This is a genomic window from Hufsiella arboris (assembly GCF_009834875.1).
Classification (GTDB): domain Bacteria; phylum Bacteroidota; class Bacteroidia; order Sphingobacteriales; family Sphingobacteriaceae; genus Hufsiella_A; species Hufsiella_A arboris.
Genome location: NZ_WVHT01000003.1, coordinates 416,246 through 430,978, shown reverse-complemented (window position 1 = coordinate 430,978; position 14,733 = coordinate 416,246). Strand labels below are relative to the sequence as shown.

The following is a 14,733-nucleotide window of genomic DNA, read 5'->3' as shown; positions in this document are numbered from 1 at the left end:
TTAAATTGTGATTATTTAAATACTGATTTGATTTTGTCAATCAATTTCGATTCAATCATGGTTTTTGATAACAGCACCATGTTCTTAATTGCTTCAGGTGTTGAAATTCCATGGCCGATAATTACCGGGGCGTTGACACCTAAAAAGGGGCTGCCGCCATATTGTTCGTAATTAAAACGGTCAAAAAATTCATCTTTGAAGCCTTTCTTTAAGGTTAGGATATAAAATGTTTCGGCTAATTTCAGAATAATATTTCCGGTAAAACCATCGCAGACAATAACGTCCGCTTTGTCATTAAACAGGTCTCTTCCTTCGAGGTTTCCAACAAAATTAAACAGGTTGGTTTCTTTCATCAAAGGGTAAGTTGCCTGGGTTGCCAGATTGCCTTTTTCCTCTTCTTCTCCGATGTTCATTAAACCAACTTTTGGATTGTCTATGCCGTAAACATTCTCGACAAAAAGTTTACCGAGAATACCAAATTGTAATAGCGTATCGGGCTTGCAGTCGGCATTGGCGCCAACATCCAGCATAATTCCGTAACCACCCTTAAGTTTAGGCACAATGCTAGCTATAGCAGGCCGCACAACGCCAGGAATCGTTTTAACGCTAAACATAGCGCCAACCATCATGGCTCCGGTATTTCCCGCAGATGCAAAAGAATCCAATTTGCCTTCTTTCAGCAATTGAAATCCGATACTAATACTAGAATTTGGTTTTTGTACAATAGCCTTTGTAGGATGTTCACCCATGCCGATTACTTCGGTGGTGTGAATGAACTCAAAGACATCAGGGTTGAAATCCTGTTCAGAAAAAAAGGGAAGTGCTTGTTCTTTATCGCCGATCAAAATGATTTTTTGATCTTCTGGTAAAGCTTTGTAGGCTGAAATTGCTCCCAAAACGGTTGCTTTGGGAGCGTAATCTCCGCCCATAATATCTAAGCCGATTTTCATTCAGTGAAAATTACCTTAGGCTATAGCAGTATTTTCGATAACTAGTTTTCCGTTGTAATACAAGTTGCCATCAACATTGTATGCGCGGTGAGGTAAATGCACTGCACCGGTAGTTTGGCAAGTGGTTAAAGAAGGAGCCTCAGCTTTGTAATGAGTTCTTCTTTTATCTCTTCTTGATTTTGATAATTTGCGTTTTGGATGTGCCATCTCTCCTGATTATTAATTATTTTTTATCTTTTTCAGCGCTTCCCAGCGTGGGTCATCACTGTGTGTTTCATTATTTTCGATAGATAAATCGTTCAATTTATTTATCATCTCTTTGTCGCACCATTCGGTGTTTCCAACGTCGTTGCAACGGTTAATATAAGGTACAGATAAATTAATGTACTCGTATACTAAAGGCGCAATATCAATTTCATGTTCGTTACGGTTCAACACCATAATCTCCTCGGTGTTTTCTTCCAGATCGTCTTCGCCAAATTTTACGATCTGTTTTTCATTGAAATCAATAGCTACCGGAAAGCCGGATAAGCAAACATCGCAGTCTAAAAATATATCACCTTTAATATGAAAGGTAAGTAATAACATGGTTTCCTGCTTGTCAAGTTCCATGTCAACTTTAACCGTTCCGTTTTTAACAAGCGAATATTCAAATTCCCTAAAAAAAGACTCGTCAACATCAAATTCAAACTGATGTTTGCCAAGCTTTAACCCTGAGAAAGGGACGCGATATTGTTGTAACGATTTCAAAGCACGACAATTGAGCCTGCAAAGATAGGGAATTTTTGCATTGCGGAAAAAGTTTTTTCAGTTTGATTGTCTGATGGTTATTACAGAGTTAACATTGAATGGCAATGCGTCAAATGATTCGATAGCGAAAAGATATTTAGCCTCTTTCAAGTCTGGGTTTCCAAGAGTATATTCTGGATGTAATTTAAAGGGATTTTTAAGATTTTGAAGCGCAAAGCTTATTATATATTAACGTTTGTTCTTGCTGTACCCATACGCCGACGCTCAATCAAGCCCGTCGTTCGGGTGCTGCTTCCATCATGGCCAGGTTGAAAGCCTGAAGATCTTATTGGTGTTTGGGCCAGAGCGTTTCTCTGCAAATACAAATTGCCACAACTTGATTTAAAATTTAATCCCTGTCCCTCGAAAGTTTGGTGATTTTCAGAGGGTTCGAGGTTAATTCCGCCATCTCTTTGCGTCTTTCGACGATGTTGACCGCATAAAATATTGCTTCGAGGAATGATGCTGGCGAGGCGAGATTCTTTCCTGCAATATCGTATCCGGTGCCGTGATCAGGCGATGTACGAACCACCGGTAGTCCTGCTGTAAAGTTTACGCCATTGTGAAATGAAATCTGCTTAAACGGAATCAAACCCTGATCGTGATACATCGCTAAAACTGCATCGAATTTTTTATAGGCCTCGTTGGCGAAAAAGCCATCGGCCGGATACGGCCCAAAAGCGAAGATTCCTTTTTCGTTCGCTTCTCTTATTGCAGGAATAATCGTTTCATTCTCTTCATTGCCGATCAGGCCATTGTCGCCGGCGTGAGGATTAAGTCCGAGAACAGCGATTTTGGGTTTTTGTATCCAGAAATCGAGTTTAAGGCTCTCGTGCATAAGTTTCAGCTTTGAAAGGATCGCTTCCTTGGTAATTTTTTCAGGTACCTCTTTAACCGGAACATGTCCGGTAACAACTCCCACGCGAATATCGTCGCTCACTAAAAACATCAGCGAATCAGCGCCTTTAGCTTTATCCTGGATGTATTCAGTATGTCCGGGAAAACTGAACTGATCGCTTTGTATGTTATGTTTGTTTATTGGCGCAGTTACCAATGCATCGATTTGGCCTGTAATTAGATCGTTTACCGCTCTGTCGAGAGATAAGAAAGCATATTTTCCCCCGGTTTCGTTTGCAAGGCCAAGCTCGATCTTGACGTCTTCTTCCCAGCAATTTATCATGTTTGCCCGTTTTGTATGGGCTTGCGATGCTTGATTAATTACGTTAAAATTGAATTCGTTGATTCCTAAAGTTTTGCGGTGAAAGGACGCGACTTTCGTATGTCCGTAAACTATCGGAGTGAAGTAATCCAGTACACGGGTGTCGGCAAGTGACTTAATGATCACTTCCAGTCCGATTCCATTTACATCGCCGATCGATATTCCAATTTTAACTTTGTCGCTCATATAATGATAACTGATATAATGCCTGCAAAATAAACACTTTATTCCTGGTTTTGAGAATTTGCGTAGCATACGGCTAGCTAAACCCTGCATCTTTAACCTGAAACCTTTTGTTACTTTTGCATAATGAGTTTAGTACGGGCTAAAAAACACCTTGGTCAGCATTTTTTAACCGATAAAAATATCGCGGAAAAAATCGTTAACAGTTTACAGGGCATTAGCGGCTATAAGCAAGTTTTAGAAGTTGGGCCCGGCATGGGCGTTCTTTCGGACTTTTTGCTGAAAAAGGAAAGTTTTCAAACTTATTTAATCGACCTCGACAATGAGTCAATCAGCTACCTGGAAGGCAAGTATCCGCAGCTTGGTGAAAAACTCATAAACGGCGATTTCCTGAAACTGGATTTTAAAGCGAATTTTAATGGTCCGTTGGCAATCATCGGGAACTTTCCTTATAACATCTCTTCGCAGATCTTGTTTAAAGTGCTCGACAACCGTGATCAGGTAACAGAAGTAGTAGGCATGTTTCAAAAGGAAGTTGCCGAACGATGTACCGCTAAAGCCGGCAGTAAGGAATATGGTATCCTGAGTGTGTTCCTACAGGCCTACTACCAAGTGGAATATTTGTTTACTGTTAAAGCCGGGGTATTTAACCCGCCGCCAAAGGTATTATCGGCGGTTATCCGCCTTACCAGAAACGGTGTAACTACATTGTCTTGTGATGAAAAACTATTCTGGCAGGTTGTAAAGGCCGGATTCAACCAGCGACGAAAAACACTTAGAAATGCATTGTCTGCATTAATCAACAAAGAGAAAATGGCAGATAACGCTTTTTTAGAATTGCGGGCAGAGAGGCTCACCGTAAATGATTTTATTGAACTAACTAATGCCATTGAACTTGCAAGAAAATAATCCACCTAAATTTTTGATAGCCGATGATTTGCATCCGGCATTTAAGGAAGCTGTGCAATCGTTTGGATTTGACGTAGACGACCTGCCGTTAATCACGCGACAAGAAGCATTAGAAAATCTTTCGGCCTATGCAGGCCTGGCGATACGTTCAAAATTTAATATTGACAAGGAAGTTCTTGACGCCGCCACAAACCTTAAATTTATTGCAAGGGCGGGATCGGGAATGGATAATATCGACGAAGAAGCCGCACGGGAAAGGGGCATCATCTGTATCAATGCACCGGAAGGGAATCGCGACGCGGTAGGCGAGCATGCTATTGGGATGCTTTTATCGCTGATGAATAATTTTCGCAATGCTGATATCGAGATAAGAAACGGAATTTGGGATCGTGAAAGCAATCGTGGCTACGAACTAAAGGGTAAAGTTGTCGGAATAATTGGTTATGGCAACAACGGCCGCAGCCTGGCAAAAAAGCTAAAGGGCTTCGAAGTACGGGTAATTGCTTATGACAAATATAAAACCGGGTTCAGCGATGAGTATGCCAGGGAAGTAAGCATGGAAGAAATTGTTAAATTTTCGGATGTGTTAAGCCTTCATATTCCCCTGACTAAGGAAACGCGACAGCTGGTAAACGATGAATATCTACTCCATTTTCGTAAGCCTATATTTTTTATCAACTCGGCAAGGGGCGAAATCGTTAACACCCAGGCGGTGCTAAATGCAATTCGTTCGGGTAAAATCTTAGGCGCTGGCCTGGACGTACTCGAAGTAGAAAAGTTTCCAAAACTGAAAGAGCAATCGTGGTTTAACGAGCTGGCAGAAAGTGGAAAGGTTCTGCTAAGTCCACATATCGCAGGCTGGACGTTTGATTCATACCGAAAGATCAGCGAAGTTTTGGCTGAAAAATTATGGCAGCTAAAATCTGAATATAAAAATTTGGAAATCTAAAACCGAAAATATTACCTTCGTAATTGTTGAAGCAAGATTATATCAGCTCTGTCCGGTATAGTCTTGCTTCTTTTTATTGTAGATTGATTAAAATTTGTGAAATGGCAGAAGTTACCTATTACACCAAAGAAGGTTTAGAAAAACTTAAGGAAGAATTACACCATTTAAAAACAGAAGGCCGTTCCAACATTGCCAAGGCTATAGCTGAAGCACGTGATAAAGGTGATTTGTCTGAAAATGCTGAATATGACGCAGCAAAAGAGGCTCAGGGCTTACACGAAGCAAAAATTGCCAAGCTGGAAGATACACTTGCTCATGCACGACTGATTGATGAATCGAAGCTTGATTCAACTAAAGTTCTTGCTTTGTCATTTGTTAAAATAAAGAATACGAAGAACGGGGCGACGATGAGTTATCAGCTTGTTTCTGAAACTGAAGCAGATTTGAAGTCGGGTAAAATTTCGGTAAAATCTCCTATTGCAAAAGGATTGCTTGGAAAATCGGTGGGTGATAAAGCAGAGATCGAAGTTCCGGCCGGAAAAATCGAATTCGAGATACTCGAAATATCAAGGTAATTAAACAAACAGCTCAGGATACTGGTTAAATCTTTTTAATTAGTATCCTGATTTTTTTTAGTAAATCCATGGCAAGTATTTTTTCAAAAATTGTTAACGGCGAAATTCCTTCCCACAAAATTGTTGAGGACGAAAACTACCTTGCATTTTTGGACATCACACCATTGGTTGAAGGCCATGTTTTAGTAATTCCTAAAAAGGAGGTCGACTATATTTTTGACCTTGATGATGAGCTTTATACAGGTTTGCTGCTTTTTGCGAAGAAAGTAGCACGTCAGCTAAAAACGGCCATACCATGTAAACGTATCGGCGTAGCTGTTATCGGTTTAGAGGTACCACACGCTCATGTACATCTGGTTCCCTTAAATCAAATGGATGATATTAACTTTAGCAGGCCAAAAATGAAGGTCACTAACGAGGAGCTAGCAATTACCGCCGAAAAAATCAAAGCGGTTGTCTGAATTGTTATTTAATCCTTTTTTTATTGTCCTGAGCAAAAGCTTCCCAGCCAGAATAGCTTTTTGATGTTTTACCAGCCGTTACCCGCTGGAATGAATGACATACAGAAACAGCTAATCCGTCAGTTGCATCTAGAAATTCGGGCGTTTCTTTGAATCCGAGTAAACTTTGAAGCATAGCAGCGACCTGTTCTTTGGTGGCACTTCCGTTTCCTGTTATCGACTGTTTTATCTTTCGCGGTGAGTATTCGAAGATTGGCAAACTTCTGGATAAAGCTGCTGCCATTGCGACGCCTTGCGCTCTTCCAAGTTTCAGCATAACCTGGATATTTTTACCGTAAAACGGAGCTTCTATAGCCAGGCAATCAGGATTATACTGATCAATCAGTGCAACGGTTTTCTCAAAGATCCGCTTTAATTTCAGAGGATGATCGTCGAGATGCTGCATGCTTACTACGCCCAGGCTGATCAATTCGATCTTAGTCTTTATCTCCTTCACAAGGCCATAGCCCATAACTGCTGTGCCCGGATCAATTCCTAAAATTATGCGCTCAGCAGATTTGTCATTTTGCATGGAGGCAATATTACAGTTTTTATGATTAGCTAAAAACTGAGGCGCAAACATTGCCTGTCAGTATCCGTTTTGGTAACATTGCAGCAAAAAATATCAGATTGAGTCCGAAGGGGAAAAAGTTTATCAGTATTATTCTGAAGATGTCCATTTTGGTAATGGCCACGGTTTTCATTTACCGGCAATTAACTAATAACAGGAATCTTCGGGATTTTAGGGAACTGATCCACCAGCTTTCCATACGGGAAGTGAAGGCCGTTTTAGCTGTAATTTTTTTGATGATGCTTTTGAATTGGTTTCTTGAAGCGTTGAAGTGGAAATTTCTGGTTAAAAATATCGAACGGATTACGATCTGGAAATCTGTCGAATCAGTTTTTTGCGGTTTAACCTGGGCGGTTTTTACGCCAAACCGAATTGGGGAATATGGTGGCCGAATTATGTTTTTACGGTCGAGGAAACGCGTTTTCGGAGCGATTGCTATGGGAGTGGGAGCGGTCGGGCAAATGGTTATAACTAACGTCATAGGTGCCTGGGCAATGTTTTGGTTTTTGGCGAAGTTTATGCACCTCGATATTTCTTTGCTTTACGGTGTCGGTTTCCTTGCCGCCGTTTTTTCAGGATTTTTTATTTTGTTCTTTTTTAACATACGTTGGGTAGATAGCCTCATTGGTGGCATTAGTTTTCTCAAGCCTTTGCGGAAGTTTTTTTCCATTTTGGCAAAATATCGACTGAAAGACCTCTTCAAAGTTTTTGGATACAGTGCGGCGCGTTTCGTTGTGTTTACTTTTCAATATTACCTCATCATTCATTTGCTTATCCCCGAAATAAATGGATTTGAAATGTGTGGGATGATTTTTATTCTTTTTTTTATTCAGTCGGCGTTACCGTCACTGGATTTGCTGGATGTTGGTGTTCGGGGAATGACGGCGACTTATTTCTTTGGATACATAACCAACCAGCATGTCGCGGTAATGGCTGCAACATCATGTATCTGGTTTGTTAATCTTATTCTTCCAGCGGTCCTGGGTTCTGTATTCGTTTTTAAACTTAACTTCTTTGGCAATAATAATCAGTAGTATTCTAACAGGCCTATTAACATGCTGTTATGTTGTGATGGTCATTTCCTTTAAACGCGGATGGGCGAAAATTCTGCCGTTTAATGGTATTCATGAACCGTCGACAGCTGTGAGCGTGTTGATTGCCGCACGTAACGAAGAAGAGAAAATTCATCTGACGATCGAAGATATCCTCAGACAGAACTATCCTAAACACCTCCTGGAAGTTATTATTGTTGACGACCATTCTACGGACCGGACTGCAGAGATTGTACTGTCCTATGCAGCAAAAGGAGTTACATTAATTAAATTAAACGAAGATCAAGCTTTAAATTCCTATAAGAAAAAGGCGATTACCGAAGCTATAAAAATAGCTACAGGTAAACTTATTGTCGCCACCGATGCCGATTGCCGGATGGGACCGGATTGGTTGAGGACGGTCATTCAGTTTTACGAAACAACCGGTAAAAAGATGATCTCGTCGCCGGTGAGTTATTTCGAGGAAAAGACCAGGTTTGAAGAATTGCAGACGCTAGAGTTTTTGTACCTTATCGGATTGGGTGCTTCGGCCATTGGAAATAAAATGCCTTCAACATGTAATGGCGCCAACTTGGCTTACGAGAAAGACGTCTTTTTTGAATTAAAGGGTTTTCAGGGGATAGATGATCTGGCTTCTGGCGACGACGAGCTTTTTTTGCACAAAGTAGCATCGAAATATAAAGACGGAATCGGTTTTTGTAAATCAAGTAAAGCGATTGTTTACACGCATGCGAAGCCGACTTTGAAAGAGTTCATCCGTCAGCGTAAACGCTGGGCGTCGAAAAGCACACGTTATAAAAATAAGTTGATCATCGTTTTAGGTGTATGTATCTGGCTTTTTAATCTTTTAATTTTGTTAAACGTCGCTCTTGGGCTTTACAGCAGATATTTTCTCGAATTAGCTGCCGCAACAGTCGTGCTTAAGTTCCTGGCTGAGTTGTTTTTTTTGCGAGAAGTCACCAGTTTCGTAAAACGGAAACAATTGCTTTGGTATCTTCCGTTTCTTACCTGTTTACATGTTGTTTATATGGTATATATAGGTGTTGCAGGTAATTCTGGCAAATATCATTGGAAAGGCCGAATGGTTCGGTAAGATTTTAATTTCTCTACCTGAACCAATAAATATTTATATTTTTATTGGCGTCTTAACCAAAGGAAATACACACTTGACCCTTTTAGATCAAAAGTCAGAACATTCTGCTGAAAATGAGCTGATTCAGCTTTTGCTTAAACGCCAGTCAGAATTAAACTCTTTACTGGAAATTACTAACGCGATTAATAAAAACGCGCCGGCATCTGTACTTTTCGAAATGCTGGAACTGATTATGCGCGTACATATGAAAGTGGGTAAAATGCGACTTCTGGTTAAAGATGGCAACCAGTTTGGTTGTACAAGCAGGTATGGCGGTGATAACGAAAGCTCGACTACGCTTCAGCAAATATGTAAGCTGTTAAATTCCCTCAAAACGATAACTAACCTGGCCACCAGTCATAATGAGTTGCTGCGCGAATACAACTATTTTGTGCCGGTGCACCATAAGAGTGCGATGCTCGCTTTTGTATTGATTGGAGATTTTGAAACATCACCGGAGCTGCTGAGTAATGATCTTAATTTCATGCAGACAATGATCAACGTAATTGTTGTAGCGCTTGAAAATAAGAAGCTTTTCAAAGACCGGATACAGCGTGAACGCTTGCAGCGCGAAGTTGAGCTTGCCAGCGAAGTGCAGAACATGATGTTTCCTTCCTCGTTGCCAAACAATGATCAGGTTAAGATGGAAGCCCTTTACATGCCTCATCAGAATATTGGCGGCGACTATTTTGACTACATTAAGTTAAATGATGATGAGTTTTTGTGGTGCATTGCCGATGTTTCCGGTAAGGGAATATCAGCAGCGCTTTTAATGGCAAACTTGCAAGCGAGTCTCCGCGCCTGGGCCTCCGTAGATACTAATCTTGCCGTTATCATCAAACAACTTAATAAGGTTATAATTGAAAACACAAACGGCGAGCGTTTTATCACCATGTTCCTGGCGAGGTACAACTTAAAAACCAGGCAGCTTCACTTTTTGAATGCCGGACATAATCCGCCAATCCTTGTAATGGGAAACAAAATCCAGTTTCTTAAAAGTGGCACAACGGTTATCGGTGCGTTTGACGAACTTCCTTTCATTAATCCCGGAAATCTTGTTTTGCAGGAAGATGCTCTGATCTTTAACTATACTGACGGCCTGGTCGAAAATTCAACAGAAAATGTTTTTATTGATGATGACGAGCTTGCCGCTTTTGTGGTAAACCATCGTAAACTAGCGGCCGGGAAGCTTAATAAATCCGTTTTAAATAGTATTCAGAATAAGCACGAGGTAAGAATGAATACTGACGATGTTACCTTGCTGACGATCAAAATTTCTTAGACCATAAGTAATGAATTTTTATTTTTGCTGTTTATAAATTTTATATGCTGTTGTCATTTTATCAGGAGGATTTTGTAGAAGCAGGGTGTGATGAAGCAGGTCGGGGATGTCTTGCCGGACCGGTTTATGCAGCAGCAGTAATTTTGCCGAGAGAATTTCACAATGAGGTATTGACTGATTCGAAACAGCTATCTGCGGAAGACAGGTATAAACTGCGTGAGATCATTGAAAAGGAAGCCGTCGCTTTTGCCGTAGCAAGTGTTGATCATGAGGAAATCGACCGTATCAATATTTTAAACGCCTCCTTTTTGGCTATGCATAAAGCGTTGGATATGCTAAATATTCGTCCGCAATATATCCTTGTCGATGGTAACCGGTTTAAAAAATATGCAGAGGTGCCGCATTCGTGTATCGTAAAAGGAGATGGGAAGTACTTTTCAATCGCTGCGGCTTCCATACTTGCTAAAACTTATCGCGATGATTTTATGCAGAGTGTCGCACATCTTCATCCCGAATACGATTGGATAAATAATAAAGGCTATCCTACCATAAAACACAGGCAGGCTGTACTCGACTTAGGTTTTACACCTTTCCACCGAAAGACATTCCGCGTTACAGATCCGCAACTGAGCATTTTGTTCGAAGATGAACTTTGATCAGTAGTTGAAGGAAAGTACTTTTGTAGCAGCCAATTATGAAAATCCTAATTCTAACTAACCAGGTTCCGTTTCCCCCTGTCAGCGGTTACCCGATCGTGGTATATAACACTATTAAAGGCTTGCTTGCCCGGGGTGCCGACGTGACTGTTTTTAGTTTGAAAAATGCACGAACGCAGGTCGATGCGCAGGATCCCATACTTTCCAAAATACAATTTGTAACTGCTACGATTAATCCCGATTTAAATTGGTTTAGGCTGATGATGAATTTTTTTGGCCGGAAAAGTATTGATCTGGCCCGGTTTTATCAATCAGCGCCGGCATCGAAGTTTAGGAATTTCCTGAAGCATAACGAGTTTGACGTCATCCAAATAGAAGGACTGTTCGTAATGCCTTATCTCTCGATTATTAAGCAGATAAGTAAAGCAAAGGTTGTTTACCGCGCTCATAATCTGGAACACCAGGTAACAGAAGGGATGGCAAATGCTACACGTTCGCCTTTCATGCGGATCTATTTTCGGAAACTTGCCCAACGCCTCAATCGTTTTGAACTGGAAAATCTGAATAAGCCAGATGCGGTTATTACGATCAGTAAAGCTGACGAAAGTCAGCTCCGCAATTTAGGTTGTACGGTTTTAATGCAAAACTTTCCTGCTTCGATTGATTTGTCTGAATATATCGCCGATGATACAAGATGTGAATTTCCAAGTATTTTTCATATCGGCTCGCTTGCATCTGCCAGTAACGTGGAGAATCTGGAGTGGTTTATAAGGAATGTATGGAGCGATTTAAAAAACCTCAATTCCGGGTTGCGCTTTCACATCGCGTCGCGCGATATTCCTGACAGTTTTTACCAGTATGAAAACGAAGATGTTATACTGTATAAGGATGTGGGAGATGCACATCAGTTTATAAATTCTAAATCGATCATGATAGTTCCGCTTAGAACCTCCAGTGGTTTGCGAATAAGAATTATAGAAGGGATGGCGCTTAAAAAATGCATTATCTCGACATCGCTTGGCGCGGAAGGTATTGATTATCAGCATGGTAAAAATATCCTTATCGCGGATACGCCTAATGAGTTTTATAAATATATCCTGCAATGTATTACTGACAGAAAATTTGCTGAAAAAATTGGTGAAAACGCTCGCAGGCTTATTGAAAAACAGCATAACCTCGAATCGGGAGGCGCTTTGCTAATGGATTTTTATGCCAGTTTATCAGCTAAATCTGAGGTAAATTAATACCTGCCAAAACATTCTTTTTATACCTTTGCGCAACTGAATTTTATAGGCCCCGGTCCATAAAATCAATGTGATTTCAAAATAATTATATAGGACAAGTTGATGAAGAATACAGCTCTGACAGAAAAGCACATAGATCTTGGCGCCAAAATGGTTCCGTTTGCAGGCTATAATATGCCGGTTCAATACGTTGGTATTAATGCCGAACACGAAACGGTTCGTAAAAGCGTGGGAGTATTTGATGTAAGTCATATGGGCGAATTTATCCTTAAAGGAGAGGGCGCTCTTGCTTTGATTCAGAAAGTAACGTCTAACGATGCGTCGAAGTTGTATGATGGAAAAGTTCAGTATTCATGTCTTACGAACAGAGATGGCGGCATCGTTGATGATTTGTTGGTTTATCGTATCGATGATGAAACTTATATGCTCGTTGTAAATGCATCAAACATTGAAAAAGACTGGAATTGGATAGCTGGTTTTAACGACGAGCACGTTGAGATGAAAAATATTTCTGATCGGACATCGTTACTCGCTGTACAAGGGCCTAAAGCCGCTGATTCATTACAAAGCTTAACAGATATTGATCTGGCGGCTATGGAATATTATTCGTTTAAGAAGGGAACGTTTGCCGGAGTTGATAATGTTGTAGTCTCTGCTACCGGATATACCGGCGCCGGTGGATTCGAAATCTATTTTGATAATCAATATGCGGAACAGATATGGGACGCGATTTTTAAAGCTGGTGAGCCATTTGGAATTAAACCGATTGGCTTAGGCGCGCGTGATACATTGCGATTGGAAATGGGTTTTTGTCTGTACGGGAATGATATCGACGATCAGACTTCGCCATTAGAGGCCGGGCTGGGTTGGATAACCAAGTTTTCGAAAAGCTTCACAAATTCAGAGACTCTCGAAAAGCAAAAGCAGGAAGGAGTAAGTAGAAAGCTGGTTGGTTTCGAAATGATTGATCGCGGCATCCCCCGTCATGATTATGAAATTGTTGATGAAACGGGAAAAGTAATCGGCAAGGTAACATCCGGAACGCAATCTCCGTCGCTTCAAAAGGCTATTGGAATGGGCTACATCGATACTGTTGCTGCTAAAGATGGTACTGAAATTTTTATAAAGATCAGAGACAATAAGGTAAAGGCAAAAGTTGTAAAAATGCCGTTTTATAAAGCGTAAACAAACGATAGAATTTATGAATCAGCTTGAAGTTTGTTTGACGCCGGCCTTGTTGCCGATGTATAATGTTGAGAGCAGCATTGTTGTAATTATCGATATTTTCAGGGCGACGTCGTCAATCTGTTACGGCATTGAGAATGGCGCAGAAGCCATAATTCCGGTTTCGCAGGTCGAAGAGTGTGCCGCTTATCGGGATAAAGGCTTGAATTATTTGCTGGCAGCGGAAAGAAATGGGGAGGTCGTTATAGGTTTTGATTTTGGTAATTCGCCATTTGCTTATACAGCAGAAAAAGTAAAAGATAAAACAGTAGTACTTACCACGACAAATGGCACGCACGCGCTCCACCTGTCCCTCAAAGCTAAAAAGATTGTCGTTGGTTCATTTCTCAATCTGAGTGCGCTATCTGAGTGGTTAAAAGTGCAGAACGATGATATTTTATTGGTTTGTGCGGGCTGGAAAAACAAGTTCAACCTGGAGGATACAGTTTTTGCGGGAGCTGTTATTTCTAAAATTAAAAGCAGTAAACATAAACTCGATGATTCGGCTATTGCAGCGGAAGATCTTTACGAACTTGCCAAACCCGATCTTGCAGCTTACCTGAGCAAGACATCGCATAGCGAGCGTTTGAAAAAACTGGGTATCGAAAAAGACATTGCCTTTTGTCTTAACGTAGATATTACGACGTCAATCCCGGTTTTGAAAGGTGACCGCTTGGTGAAAATGACTTGTTAATTTCTTATCGAAGTTTCTTGTTATTTTGATGCCTGTCTGCGTCGCGAATAGTTTTCTTAACCAGGTTTTTCTCCAATGCTGCCGTTAAGTCGATACCTGTTTGATTTGCCAGGCAAATAAGCACAAACAATACGTCGGCCATTTCATCGCCCAGGTCGATTTTTTTATCAGACTCTTTGAAGGATTGTTCGCCATACTTTCTTGACATAATTCGCGCTACTTCACCAACTTCTTCCATCAATATGGCTGTGTTGGTTAGCTCGTTAAAATAGCGGACGCCCGTTGTTATGATCCACTTGTCGACTGTTTCCTGTGCTTCTTGGAGAGTCATTATTCCCTGTTTTTTGAGTCAATTATAATTGTTACGGGGCCGTCATTGATAAGCTTTACCTTCATGTCTGCGCCGAAAATCCCGGTGGAAAGATTTGTTTTTGTTAGCGATTCGAGTTCTTTTATCATTTGTTCATATAGTGGAATGGCAACGTCAGGTTTCGCAGCGCGGATAAATGAAGGCCTGTTTCCTTTTTTTGTCTGGGCAAATAAAGTAAACTGCGAAATCAGGAGTATTTTTCCATCTACGTCTTGCAATGCTTTATTCATCAGGTCGTTTTCGTCAGCGAAGATCCTAAGATTTGCAATCTTTTGTGCCAGCCATGCCACGTCCGCCGACGTGTCGGCTTCCTCAATTCCCAATAAAACCAATAGGCCGGTTTTAATTTCACCTGTAGCCAGTTCGTTTATAATAACTGACGCTTCGCTTACCCGTTGAATTACGGCTCTCATAATGAATTGTTAAATTTTAAT

The 14,733-nt window shown here is 40.8% G+C and carries 18 protein-coding genes; 11 read left to right on the top strand and 7 right to left on the bottom strand.

Annotated elements, in window-relative coordinates:
- Positions 1-11: 11 nt before the first annotated feature.
- The 4 genes from plsX to pdxA all read right to left on the bottom strand — a co-directional run bounded on the left by plsX (position 12) and on the right by pdxA (position 3,144).
- Entirely contained in the window at positions 12-950 is a 939-nt protein-coding gene (plsX, locus tag GS399_RS08805; protein WP_160844237.1) for a phosphate acyltransferase PlsX, read from the bottom strand.
- Between the two features lie 15 nt (positions 951-965).
- Positions 966-1,157: a 50S ribosomal protein L32 gene (gene rpmF / locus GS399_RS08800; protein WP_160844236.1), complete on the bottom strand. Its 192-nt coding sequence runs from the start codon at positions 1,155-1,157 to the stop codon at positions 966-968.
- A 12-nt stretch (positions 1,158-1,169) separates the two neighbouring features.
- Positions 1,170-1,700 (bottom strand): YceD family protein, encoded by a 531-nt coding sequence (locus GS399_RS08795; protein WP_160844235.1) that lies wholly within the window; start codon positions 1,698-1,700, stop codon positions 1,170-1,172.
- A gap of 388 nt (positions 1,701-2,088) precedes the next feature.
- The gene (gene pdxA / locus GS399_RS08790; RefSeq protein WP_160844234.1) at positions 2,089-3,144 is read right to left on the bottom strand and encodes a 4-hydroxythreonine-4-phosphate dehydrogenase PdxA; all 1,056 of its coding nucleotides are present in this window, start codon (positions 3,142-3,144) and stop codon (positions 2,089-2,091) included.
- A 123-nt stretch (positions 3,145-3,267) separates the two neighbouring features.
- On the opposite strand from pdxA, the gene rsmA reads away from it, so the two are divergent.
- The 4 genes from rsmA to GS399_RS08770 all read left to right on the top strand — a co-directional run bounded on the left by rsmA (position 3,268) and on the right by GS399_RS08770 (position 6,035).
- Complete coding sequence (rsmA, locus tag GS399_RS08785; protein WP_160844233.1) at positions 3,268-4,050, top strand: 16S rRNA (adenine(1518)-N(6)/adenine(1519)-N(6))-dimethyltransferase RsmA; 783 nt, start codon at positions 3,268-3,270, stop codon at positions 4,048-4,050.
- Positions 4,031-4,999, top strand: coding sequence for an NAD(P)-dependent oxidoreductase (locus GS399_RS08780; RefSeq protein ID WP_237487909.1), 969 nt, complete (start codon positions 4,031-4,033; stop codon positions 4,997-4,999). Before rsmA ends, GS399_RS08780 begins: the two co-directional genes overlap by 20 nt.
- A 101-nt stretch (positions 5,000-5,100) precedes the next feature.
- Positions 5,101-5,574 carry a transcription elongation factor GreA gene (greA, locus tag GS399_RS08775; RefSeq protein ID WP_160844231.1) on the top strand — a complete coding sequence of 158 codons (474 nt, stop codon included), beginning with the start codon at positions 5,101-5,103 and terminating at the stop codon, positions 5,572-5,574.
- Positions 5,575-5,642: 68 nt separating this feature from the next.
- The gene (locus GS399_RS08770) at positions 5,643-6,035 is read left to right on the top strand and encodes an HIT family protein (RefSeq protein ID WP_160844230.1); all 393 of its coding nucleotides are present in this window, start codon (positions 5,643-5,645) and stop codon (positions 6,033-6,035) included.
- A 4-nt stretch (positions 6,036-6,039) separates the two neighbouring features.
- Here the strand turns inward: GS399_RS08770 and ruvC are convergent, their stop codons facing one another.
- Positions 6,040-6,606 (bottom strand): crossover junction endodeoxyribonuclease RuvC, encoded by a 567-nt coding sequence (gene ruvC, locus GS399_RS08765; RefSeq protein WP_160844229.1) that lies wholly within the window; start codon positions 6,604-6,606, stop codon positions 6,040-6,042.
- A 140-nt stretch (positions 6,607-6,746) separates the two neighbouring features.
- On the opposite strand from ruvC, the gene GS399_RS08760 reads away from it, so the two are divergent.
- The 7 genes from GS399_RS08760 (at position 6,747) to GS399_RS08730 (ending at position 13,929) form a co-directional block, all read left to right on the top strand.
- Complete coding sequence (locus tag GS399_RS08760) at positions 6,747-7,679, top strand: lysylphosphatidylglycerol synthase transmembrane domain-containing protein (RefSeq protein ID WP_202409412.1); 933 nt, start codon at positions 6,747-6,749, stop codon at positions 7,677-7,679.
- Positions 7,669-8,790, top strand: coding sequence for a glycosyltransferase family 2 protein (locus tag GS399_RS08755; protein ID WP_500778607.1), 1,122 nt, complete (start codon positions 7,669-7,671; stop codon positions 8,788-8,790). Before GS399_RS08760 ends, GS399_RS08755 begins: the two co-directional genes overlap by 11 nt.
- A complete protein-coding gene (locus tag GS399_RS08750) occupies positions 8,738-10,111 on the top strand; it encodes a SpoIIE family protein phosphatase (protein ID WP_369410108.1) in 1,374 nt (457 codons plus the stop codon). Before GS399_RS08755 ends, GS399_RS08750 begins: the two co-directional genes overlap by 53 nt.
- Positions 10,112-10,155: 44 nt before the next feature.
- Positions 10,156-10,767, top strand: a complete 612-nt coding sequence (gene rnhB / locus GS399_RS08745) for a ribonuclease HII (protein WP_160844228.1) — start codon at positions 10,156-10,158, stop codon at positions 10,765-10,767.
- Between the two features lie 38 nt (positions 10,768-10,805).
- Entirely contained in the window at positions 10,806-12,011 is a 1,206-nt protein-coding gene (locus GS399_RS08740) for a glycosyltransferase family 4 protein (protein WP_160844227.1), read from the top strand.
- A gap of 102 nt (positions 12,012-12,113) precedes the next feature.
- Positions 12,114-13,196: a glycine cleavage system aminomethyltransferase GcvT gene (gene gcvT, locus GS399_RS08735; protein WP_160844226.1), complete on the top strand. Its 1,083-nt coding sequence runs from the start codon at positions 12,114-12,116 to the stop codon at positions 13,194-13,196.
- Between the two features lie 16 nt (positions 13,197-13,212).
- Complete coding sequence (locus GS399_RS08730; RefSeq protein WP_160844225.1) at positions 13,213-13,929, top strand: 2-phosphosulfolactate phosphatase; 717 nt, start codon at positions 13,213-13,215, stop codon at positions 13,927-13,929.
- 4 nt (positions 13,930-13,933) lie between these two features.
- Here GS399_RS08730 and GS399_RS08725 read toward each other — a convergent pair whose 3' ends face one another.
- Positions 13,934-14,260, bottom strand: coding sequence for a nucleotide pyrophosphohydrolase (locus tag GS399_RS08725; protein WP_160844224.1), 327 nt, complete (start codon positions 14,258-14,260; stop codon positions 13,934-13,936).
- Entirely contained in the window at positions 14,260-14,712 is a 453-nt protein-coding gene (gene dtd / locus GS399_RS08720) for a D-aminoacyl-tRNA deacylase (RefSeq protein ID WP_160844223.1), read from the bottom strand. The genes GS399_RS08725 and dtd overlap by 1 nt, the downstream gene beginning before the upstream one ends.
- Positions 14,713-14,733 lie beyond the last annotated feature (21 nt).

Coding starts and splice junctions, on each gene's coding strand:
- rsmA (WP_160844233.1), top strand. CDS start 3,268: ATGAGTTTAGTACGGGCTAAAAAACACCTTGGTCAGCATTTTTTAACC.
- pdxA (WP_160844234.1), bottom strand. CDS start 3,144: ATGAGCGACAAAGTTAAAATTGGAATATCGATCGGCGATGTAAATGGA.
- rpmF (WP_160844236.1), bottom strand. CDS start 1,157: ATGGCACATCCAAAACGCAAATTATCAAAATCAAGAAGAGATAAAAGA.
- plsX (WP_160844237.1), bottom strand. CDS start 950: ATGAAAATCGGCTTAGATATTATGGGCGGAGATTACGCTCCCAAAGCA.
- ruvC (WP_160844229.1), bottom strand. CDS start 6,606: ATGCAAAATGACAAATCTGCTGAGCGCATAATTTTAGGAATTGATCCG.
- rnhB (WP_160844228.1), top strand. CDS start 10,156: ATGCTGTTGTCATTTTATCAGGAGGATTTTGTAGAAGCAGGGTGTGAT.
- GS399_RS08730 (WP_160844225.1), top strand. CDS start 13,213: ATGAATCAGCTTGAAGTTTGTTTGACGCCGGCCTTGTTGCCGATGTAT.
- GS399_RS08725 (WP_160844224.1), bottom strand. CDS start 14,260: ATGACTCTCCAAGAAGCACAGGAAACAGTCGACAAGTGGATCATAACA.
- GS399_RS08770 (WP_160844230.1), top strand. CDS start 5,643: ATGGCAAGTATTTTTTCAAAAATTGTTAACGGCGAAATTCCTTCCCAC.
- dtd (WP_160844223.1), bottom strand. CDS start 14,712: ATGAGAGCCGTAATTCAACGGGTAAGCGAAGCGTCAGTTATTATAAAC.
- GS399_RS08760 (WP_202409412.1), top strand. CDS start 6,747: ATGTCCATTTTGGTAATGGCCACGGTTTTCATTTACCGGCAATTAACT.
- GS399_RS08740 (WP_160844227.1), top strand. CDS start 10,806: ATGAAAATCCTAATTCTAACTAACCAGGTTCCGTTTCCCCCTGTCAGC.
- greA (WP_160844231.1), top strand. CDS start 5,101: ATGGCAGAAGTTACCTATTACACCAAAGAAGGTTTAGAAAAACTTAAG.
- gcvT (WP_160844226.1), top strand. CDS start 12,114: ATGAAGAATACAGCTCTGACAGAAAAGCACATAGATCTTGGCGCCAAA.